Origin of the sequence: Phenylobacterium sp. (assembly GCF_030654915.1) — a bacterium.
Classification (GTDB): Bacteria; Pseudomonadota; Alphaproteobacteria; order Caulobacterales; family Caulobacteraceae; genus Phenylobacterium.
On record NZ_JAURWM010000025.1, the window covers coordinates 1 to 8,831 of the forward strand.

General features: G+C 64.7%; 8 protein-coding genes. 1 reads left to right on the forward strand and 7 read right to left on the reverse strand.

Going from position 1 to position 8,831, the window contains the following annotated elements:
* The 6 genes from Q7T84_RS00865 to Q7T84_RS00890 form a co-directional block, all read right to left on the reverse strand.
* A partial coding sequence (locus tag Q7T84_RS00865) for a DnaB-like helicase N-terminal domain-containing protein (protein WP_304805669.1) occupies nt 1–629 on the reverse strand: 629 nt, incomplete at its 3' end.
* Nucleotides 630–784: 155 nt separating this feature from the next.
* Nucleotides 785–3,190: a TonB-dependent siderophore receptor gene (locus Q7T84_RS00870; RefSeq protein ID WP_304805670.1), complete on the reverse strand. Its 2,406-nt coding sequence runs from the start codon at nt 3,188–3,190 to the stop codon at nt 785–787.
* 318 nt (nt 3,191–3,508) lie between these two features.
* Entirely contained in the window at nt 3,509–4,096 is a 588-nt protein-coding gene (gene rplI / locus Q7T84_RS00875; RefSeq protein ID WP_304805671.1) for a 50S ribosomal protein L9, read from the reverse strand.
* A gap of 13 nt (nt 4,097–4,109) precedes the next feature.
* Nucleotides 4,110–4,382 (reverse strand): 30S ribosomal protein S18, encoded by a 273-nt coding sequence (gene rpsR / locus Q7T84_RS00880; protein WP_304805672.1) that lies wholly within the window; start codon nt 4,380–4,382, stop codon nt 4,110–4,112.
* Nucleotides 4,382–4,789 carry a 30S ribosomal protein S6 gene (rpsF, locus tag Q7T84_RS00885; RefSeq protein ID WP_304805673.1) on the reverse strand — a complete coding sequence of 136 codons (408 nt, stop codon included), beginning with the start codon at nt 4,787–4,789 and terminating at the stop codon, nt 4,382–4,384. Before rpsF ends, rpsR begins: the two co-directional genes overlap by 1 nt.
* 220 nt (nt 4,790–5,009) lie before the next feature.
* Complete coding sequence (locus Q7T84_RS00890; RefSeq protein ID WP_304805674.1) at nt 5,010–5,561, reverse strand: peroxiredoxin; 552 nt, start codon at nt 5,559–5,561, stop codon at nt 5,010–5,012.
* Nucleotides 5,562–5,703: 142 nt separating this feature from the next.
* Here Q7T84_RS00890 and Q7T84_RS00895 point away from each other — a divergent pair, with 142 nt between their 5' ends.
* Nucleotides 5,704–6,675 carry a phosphoribosylaminoimidazolesuccinocarboxamide synthase gene (locus tag Q7T84_RS00895; protein ID WP_304805675.1) on the forward strand — a complete coding sequence of 324 codons (972 nt, stop codon included), beginning with the start codon at nt 5,704–5,706 and terminating at the stop codon, nt 6,673–6,675.
* On the opposite strand, the gene Q7T84_RS00900 is transcribed toward Q7T84_RS00895, so the two are convergent.
* On the reverse strand, nt 6,672–8,831 hold a 2,160-nt coding region (locus Q7T84_RS00900), incomplete at its 5' end, for a TonB-dependent receptor (RefSeq protein ID WP_304805676.1). The genes Q7T84_RS00895 and Q7T84_RS00900 overlap by 4 nt on opposite strands.

The following is an 8,831-nucleotide window of genomic DNA, read 5'->3' on the forward strand; positions in this document are numbered from 1 at the left end:
TTGCGGTCGAGGTCGGCCAGGCCGGTTGAGATCCCGGCGAGGCCGCCGTCGCGGGCGTGGGCCTCGGCGGCCATGGTGACGGCGCCGTGGAGAGCGTCGGCGAAGGGCACGAAGCCCTGATTGCTGCCGCCGGCCTCGGCCAGGGTGAAGAGCTGGGCCTCGGCGGCCTCGATCTGGTCACGGGCCGAACGCTCGGCGTCGCCCTGGGCGGCTTGCTGGGCGATCTCGCCGCCGATGCGGATCAGGTCGCGGCGCAGGGCCAGGTCGTAGACGGCGCGGGAATAGTCAGGCGCGTTTGCGGCGGGCGGCGCCCGGTCCACCAGGTCGGCCAGGTAGCGGATGCCGCCAAGTTCCTCGAAAGCCGCGTCGCGGTTGAACTGTTCGGCCAGCAGGATCGGTTCGGCCAGCTGGCCCTTCCGGACCGCACTCTCGATCGACGACCAGAGCCGTTGGTGGAAAGGCTCGTAGAAGTGCCGGGCCTGCAGGAAGTCACCGATCCGCTCGAAGGCGGCGTTGTCGTAGAGGAGGGCGCCCAGCAAAGCCTGTTCGGCCTCGATGTTGGCTGGGGCGTGCGGGATCGCGGCGTCGTTCTGAGCGGGGCGGAGGTCTAGGGCGGGCACGATCGACATGCATTCACAGATAGCTAACCCGGCACGGTCCGGCTGTGCCGATCTGATGGAACTCACAGGAAGTTTCGCGGCCTGTGGACAGATCGCGGAACAGAAACGGCGCGGGGCTTGTAACCCCGCGCCGCGTCAGTTTCGGTCGTATAGCTGCCGCTAGACTACCAGTTGTAAGCCAGACGACCGTAAACGAACCGGCCGCTGAACCCGAACGGCGAGAACGACGAGAACGGCGAGGCCGAGGTCGTGTTCTGCGACGGGATGATCTGGCGCGGATAAACGTCGAAGACGTTGTCGGCGCCGACCGAGGCGGTCAGGCCCACCGGGAAGGTGTAGCGCGCTTCCAGATCCACTAGGCCGCGATTGCCGGTGTTGTTGTCCGCGCTGCCGTCAGCCAGCGTGCCCGGCGAGAGGACGTCGCCGTAGAAGGTGGTGCGCACGGTGGCACCCCAGGCTTCCTTCTTCCAGTCGCCTTGAAGCGTGAGCTTCTGCTTGGGCGTGCCCTCTTCGAACCGCAGTCGCGCCTGGCGAGCGAAGAGCGAGGTCGGGGTCGGCAGGGTGGTGGTTACCGGGGTGCGCTTCACCTCGACGTCGTTGATGTTGCCAGCCGCGGTCAGGTCGAAGATCCCGGCTTGATCGTCGACGATGCGGTAGCGTGCGACCACGTCGACGCCGACGGTGTCGGTGTCGACGCCGTTGATGAAGAAGCGGGCGGCGTTCGAGCCGTAGGGCGCCAGCAGGTCATAGATCACCCGGCCGTTGGTGCCCGGCGCGGCGGTGGGACTGCCCTGCAGGGTCTCGGACAGAACGATCCGGTCCTTCACGTCGATCTTGTAGCCATCGACCGTCAGTTCGAAAGCGCCGCGACGGAAGACGAAGCCGAGGGCGTAGTTGTCTGAGGTTTCAGCCTTCAGCGGCTTGGCGCCCAGGGCGGCGGCGACATTGCTGGTCGCCGGATAGGTGCCAGTCTCGAAGGGCACGTTGTCGATGTAGAGGATCGAGGTCGAGGTATAGTACTGCTGCTGCAGAGCCGGCGCGCGGAAGCCGGTGGAGACCGCGCCGCGGATAGCGAATTCCGGCGTAAAGTCATAGCGAGCGGCGAACTTGCCGGTCGTGGTGTCGCCGAAGTCCGAATAGTCCTCGTAGCGAATAGCGCCCGACAGGGTCAGCTGTTCGGTGACCTTGCCTTCCAGGTCGATATAGACGCCGACATTGTTGCGATCGACGTCGACTTCGTTCGACGGCGTGAAGCCGGTGAAGCCGCGCGAGCCAAAGGCGACGCCGGTGATCGGACCGCGGGCGTAGGATTCGTATTGGCCCTGGTTGATCTTGTAGGTTTCCTGGCGCGCCTCGACGCCGAAGGCGACGTTCAGCGGGCCGGCCATGCCAACTTCGAATTCACGGCTGAAGTCCGCGCCGAAGACGATCTGGTCGTAGGTCAGGCCGCCGGCCTGGAACGAGGTCGGGGAGGCGGCGCCGAACGAGGGGTTGATCGTGTTCTGAACGCCGAAGTCGATGTCGTTCTTGCCGTAGACGACATTGATGTCGGTCCGGAAACCGGCGATCTCGCCACGGATGCCGAGCCCGGCGCTGTTGTCCTCGGTGTCGGTCGTCAGCAGCGGCAGGTAGCCATTCGGATAGACCGAAGGGACGTTCTGCTGGGTGTCGGTCGGCAGGCGGAAGGTCGCGGCGCTGGAGGCGTCACGATGCTGATAGCCGTACCAGCCGTAGAGGTCCCAGGTGTCGTTTAGCGGCTTGCCGGCGTTGGCGTAGAACGACAGCTCCTCGACGTCGGCGTCGCCAAAGCGCGAGGTGATGCGGTTGGGCGTGACGCGCTTGTCAATGTCGCTGCGGTTGGTGTTCTCGCGGTTGCGATACTCTCCCGACAGGGTCAGGAAGCCGTCGCCCAGGATGGTCAGGCCCTGCCACCCCGAAACGGTGGTCGTCGCGCCGTCGGTGATGTTGTCGTCGCGGCCGTAGAAGCCGTCGAAGCTGGTCACGTTCGAGCCGTAGGTCACCGACAGCCCGCCGCCGGTGGCGGCTTCACGCAGGCGCAGATTGATCACGCCGGCGATGGCGTCGGAACCGTATTGCGCCGAGGCGCCGTCGCGCAGGACTTCGATGCGGTCGATGGCGGCTGAAGGAATGGCGTTCAGGTCGACAGCGGCCGAGCCGCGGCCCACCGAGCCATTGGTGTTGACCAGAGCCGTCGCGTGACGACGCGTGCCGTTCACCAAAACCAGCGTCTGGTCGGGACCCTGACCGCGCAGAGTGGCCGGACGGATGGCGTCGGTGCCGTCGGTGTTGGACGGACGCGGGAAGGTGATGGACGGGACGCTGGCCGCGAGCGCCGTGGCCAGTTCGGTGCTGCCGCGCTGCTGCAGCGCATCGGCGGTGATGACGTCGACTGGGGCCAGGGTCTCAAGACGCGACCGGCCTTCAGTGCGGGTGCCGGTGACGACTAGTTCTTCTACGTCACTTCCAGCTTCAGTCGTTTGAGCAAATGCGGATCCAGAGGCAAGACTCGCCGCGGACGCCGCGGCGAGTAGAAACACGCGATACTTCATTGATATTCCCCAATTATTTTCCGTCATGAGAGACGTCAGGCTTAAGCCTTGGCGGAACCTATGAATTTGGCGCCGCGGGGGAAATGACATGGGCGCCACATATGCGGGAAAACGCCCGGATGAGTGGTGCGGAGGGCTCAAGGCCAAGGCGCGAGGGCCTAGCTACGAGTCGAAATAGAAAAATTGAGGGCGCGGGACGTGCCGTCGCTGATCCAAACGGCGATGATCATCGCCACGCTAGCCGACAGCGCGCACGAAAAACGGCGCGGACCGCTAGGTCCGCGCCGTTCTCGAAGCCCCAGAAAGGACCTAATAGGCTTAGCGGTCGGCGCCGAAGTCGACTTCGTGCGAACCAGCTCCACCGGCCACCATGTCGGCGGCGGCTTCTTCGTCCGCGAGACGATCTTCCTCGTATTGCGAGGTGATCACGTTCTCACCGCGGGCTTGGCGCTCGGCCTCGTCCTGGCTGCGGGCGATGTTGATGTTGATCGTGACGACCACTTCGGAGTGAAGGCGAACCTTCACGGGGTGGACGCCCAGGGTCTTCAACGGCTTGTCGAGAACGACCATGGAGCGGTCGAGCTTGCCACCGGCGCCGTTGACGATGTCAGCGACGTCGCGACCCGAGACCGAACCGTAAAGCTGGCCGGTTTCGCCAGCCTGACGGATCAGGATGTACGAGGTGCCGTCCAGGTTGTCGCCGGCCTTCGCCGCGGCATCCTTGGCCTTTTGGTTGCGGGCTTCGATGTCGGCGCGTTGGCCGTCAAAGATCTTCAGGTTGGCGCTGTTGGCGCGCAGAGCCTTGTGACGGGGCAGGAGGAAGTTACGGGCATAGCCGTCCTTCACCGTGACCACGTCGCCGAGAGCGCCACGGCCCTCGACTCGTTCGAGCAGAATAACTTTCATGTGCCTGGTCTCCCTACTTCACGACGTAGGGCAGCAGGGCGAGGAAGCGAGCGCGCTTGATGGCCTTGGCCAGTTCGCGTTGCTTCTTGGCCGACACCGCGGTGATGCGCGAAGGAACGATTTTGCCACGCTCGGAAACGTAACGCTGAAGCAGCTTCACGTCCTTGTAGTCGATCTTCGGAGCGTTGGCGCCGGAGAACGGGCAGACCTTGCGGCGGCGGAAGAACGGGCGGCGGGCGCCGCCGGCGGCGGGAGCCGCGGGGGCCGAAGCGGTTTCGTCAGTCATTAGAAGCCACCTTCCTTCGGAGCAAAGCCACCACCTTCTTTGGCGCCGAAGTCGTCGCGGCGCGGCTCACGCTCGCGTTCACGATCGCGACGGGCCAGAACCGGCGAGAGTTCCAGGTCGAGTTCCTCGACGCGGACGGTCAGGGTGCGCAGAACGTCTTCGTTCAGGCCCAGCTGACGTTCCATTTCCTTCACGGCCGCCGGCGGGGCGTCGATCGCGAGAAGGGAGTAATGGCCCTTGCGGTTCTTCTTGATGCGGTAGGTGAGGTTGCGAAGACCCCAGTACTCGATCTTGGCGACGTTTCCGCCGCCTTCTTCGATCAGAGCCTTGATCTGGTCGTTCAGGGCTTCCGCCTGTTGCGGCGAAATATCCTGCCGCGAAATAACAACGTGCTCGTAGAGCGCCATTTTTTCCTTTTCCCATTTGGAAGGCGGCGCGTCCTGCGGCGGGAGGCCGCGGGAAGCGATGGATCTCAGGCGCGGCGGCCAGGAAGCTCCTGACCCGTTCGCGTTCCGGCTTGAGACCGCCTTCCGTGAAGAGGCGCGCTAATACGGGAAAATCGGTTGTAGAGCAAGGCTGCTCGCTCGCCGGGCCCCTTCCGCCAGACGGGGAAGGGGCGGGCGGGGCCTACTTCTTCTTCGGGTGGCTGGCGTTCCAGGCCTTCACAGCGGTCATGGTCTCGGTCACGTGGTCGTTGGCCTTCATGTCCGAATAGGCGTGGAGCACCTGGCCGGTCGGCGAGATCACGTAGGACGTGCGGCTGGACCAGCCTGGGCGCACGGCCAGGGTGGCGTCATAGCTGGCGGCGATCTTGGCGCTGGGGTCGGCGGCGACCGGGAACTTGCCCGAGCACTTCTCGGTATCGGCCGAGAACGAAGCCAGCTTGTCGAGATTGCCTGAGGTCACCCCGATGACGGTGGCGCCCTGCTTCTTGAAGTCGTCGGTGGCCTCGGCGAACAGGCGGGCCTCCAGATTGCAGCCGGCGGTCTCGGCGGCGGGGAAGAAGTACAGCACGACGGGCCCCTTCTTGCGGGCCTCGGCCATCGAGAAGGTGATCGGCTTGCCGGCCTGGTAGCCCTGGGCGGTGAAGTCGGGGGCCTTGGCGCCTTCCTTCAGAGCCGCGAAGGCTGGGGTGGCGGCCAAGGTGGCGAGGGCGGCGGCGAGGGCGAGACGGCGCATGCGGTATTCCTCCGGGTTGTGGAGATTATACGGAGCGTCGGCTGGTTTGTCTTCGCGGCGCTTCAGGTTCGCCGCGGGGGCTGGCCTGACCCTCGGAATAGGTTAGAGAGCTTGCTCCTGGTTTCGGCGCGGATCACCTCCCATGGACAAGACAGCCCTGACGCGGCACGCCCATCGCGTTCTGCGCGATGCGATCATTCCGGAGCTGCCCAAACCTTATTTCGGCAAGGTGCGTGACAACTACGATCTGCCCGATGGGCGGCGGATCATCATAGCCAGCGACCGGATCAGCGCCTTTGACCGCATCCTGGCGGCCATCCCCTTCAAGGGGCAGGTCCTGACCCAGACCGCCCGCTTCTGGTTCGAAAAGACCGCCGACATCTGCCCCAACCACGTCCTGAGCTATCCGGACCCCAATGTGGTGATCGGTCGGCGGCTGGACATCCTGCCGGTTGAGATCGTGGTGCGCGACTATCTGGCGGGAACCACGGGCACCTCGATCCTGACGCTCTACAAGCAAGGCCAGCGGGAGATGTACGGCCATACGCTGCCGGACGGCCTGGCCGACAATCAAAAGCTGCCCAAGCCGATCATCACCCCGACCTCCAAGGCTTTCGATGGCGGCCACGACGAGCCGCTGACGCCCGAGCAGATCGTGGCGCAGGGGCTGCTGACCGCCGAGCAGTGGGACACGCTCTCGACCTATGCGTTGGCCCTGTTCGCGCGCGGACAGGAGATCGCCGCCGAGCGCGGCCTGATCCTGGTCGACACCAAGTATGAGTTCGGGACCGACGCCGAGGGCCAGATCATCCTGGCGGATGAAATTCACACACCGGACTCCAGCCGCTACTGGTTTGCGGAGAGCTATCCCGAGCGGTTCGCGGCCGGCCAGCGGCCCGAGAGCTTCGACAAGGACTTCGTGCGCGCCTGGGTCGCCGAGCGCTGCGATCCCTACAAGGATCCGATCCCGGAAATCCCGGCGGAGATGCTGGTTGAGACGGCGGCCGTCTATATCCAGGCCTTTGAGACCATCACCGGCCAGACCTTCGTGATCGACGAGAGCGACGAACCCGTTTTGGAACGGATTCGCCGCAATCTCGCGGAGTTCTTCTAGAACGTCTGGCGGAAGGTCACCCCGATCGTGCGGGGTTGGTTGGTTTGATAGCCGTAGCGGGCGCGCAGCCCGCGCTCCCGGTCGATGGAGAGCAGGGCGCGTTCGTCCGTCAGGTTCTGGACGAACAGCGCCAGTTCGAAGTCGCGATAGCGCAGGCCGCCCCGCAGGTTGACGATCTGATAGTCCGGCAGCTCCAGCGGGAAGCTAAGGGTTGAAACGCTCGGCGCGCCGATCCCGAACAGAGGAACGGTGCGGGGATTGTCCTCCTGGTCGGAGACCTGGGTGAAGCGGTCGCCGACATACTGCCAGGTGAGGTTGCCGAACGGCGTCCATTCCCCCCACTGATCGCCGACATAGTTGAGGCTGAACGCGGCCTGGAACTCTGGAACCGTGGGGAGGCGGTTGCCATCCCGCAGACCTTGGATTGGCACGCCGGCGGCGTCCTCGACGCTCGAGGTCAGCTCGGCGTTGTTGTAGGAGGCCGAGGCGGCGACGTCGAAGTTGTCGTTCAAGCTGTAGGAGAGTTCGGCCTCGACACCCGCGGACTTGGCCTTGGGGACGTTGACGATCACGCGTGAGGAGCAACTGCCGGCGTCGATGGTGGCCTGCAGGTTCTCTATGTCGGCATAGAAGGCCGCCAAGGTCAGCGTCCCGCGTCGCTCGGCGAACTGCGCCTTCATGCCAGCTTCGTAGTTCCACACCGTCTCGTTGTCGAAAGCCGGCGTGGACAGCGCGTTGAAGGTGGCGAAATCAGCCGGGGTGCAGAGCGGCCGGTTGAGCGGGTCGTTGATGCCGCCGAGTCGAAAGCCCTTCGAGGCCTGGGCGTTCAGGGTGATGTCGTCGGTGGCCTTGTAGGCGACGATGACCCGGGGCGCGAAGTCGTCGGCGTCGGTATCGCCCGGCACGTCGATGGTGCGCTCGGCGAAGATGCCGTCAAATGTGAGGGTGCGGGTTTCCTCGTAGCTCGACCAGCGCAGGCCGGCGGTGATGTCCAGCCGCTCGTTCACCGACCACGTGCCTTCGCCGAACAGGGCGTACTGGTTCTGATCGTAAGGAACGACCGAGTAGTAGAGCGCGTCCTTTGGCGCGGCGGGTCCTGCCGTCGGAATACCGGTCAGGGCCTCGAAGCCGCGAACGTCCAGGATCTGGGAATAGTCGCGCTTCACGTCGCTATAGAAGCCGCCGATCACCCAGGCGAAGGGGCCGTCGTCGGTGTTGGCGAGGCGAATTTCCTGAGTGAAGGACTTGACCTTGGTCGCGTCGTTGAGCGGCGCGTTCAAGGTGTAGACCGGTTCTGGCAGGCCGATGGAACCGCCGGTGATCGAACCCGTCAGCGCCGTGGCGTCGCGGATCACCAGCACGTCACGGTCCTGGTAGGTCGAGATCGAGGTCAGGGCGAGACCGCCGAAGTCATACTGGATCGTCAGGTCGGCTAGCAGCAGTTCGTCTTCGAACTTCTCCCGAAGCTGGGTGAACTGCTCCAGATCGCCTAGCGTCACCGCGGGGCGGGTGGTCGTGTAGGGATTGGCGAGGATGTTGAAGAGATCGACCCGGTTGAAACCGTCCACGTCGATCTTCTGGTACAGCACGCGCGGGGTGATGCTGAGCTTGTCGGTGGGCTGGATGAGCAGCGCGGCGCGAACGCCGGCGCGGGTCCCGCCATTGACGTCCTGGTCCACCCAGCCGCCCGGCTGCACAGCGTCAATGAAGCCGGCATAGTCGGTGGCGTACCCGACGACCCGCAGAGCGACCTTGTCGCTGAACGGAACATTGATCATCGCCTTGATCTCAGCGCCGGTCTGGCCGTCCTTGACGCCGCTGAGCGTGGCCTCGACGGCGCCTTCCATCCCCGCGGTGGTCGGCTGGTTGGTGATGTAGCGGACGGTGCCAGATAGCGATCCTGAACCATAGAGCGTGCCTTGCGGGCCGCGCAGCACCTCGACCCGGTTAAGGTCGAAAAGATCGATATCCGGCGTGAACAGCGAGAGCGAGATCACCGACTCGTCGAGATAGACGCCGACCTGTTCCTTCACGCCGGGCTGGTCGCGGACGATCTGGCCGGCCGAGATGCCGCGGATCGCGACCTGGCTCTGACCGGGGCCGAGATTCTGCACCGTGAAGTTGGCGATGTTGCGCGAGAGTTCCTCAATATTGGT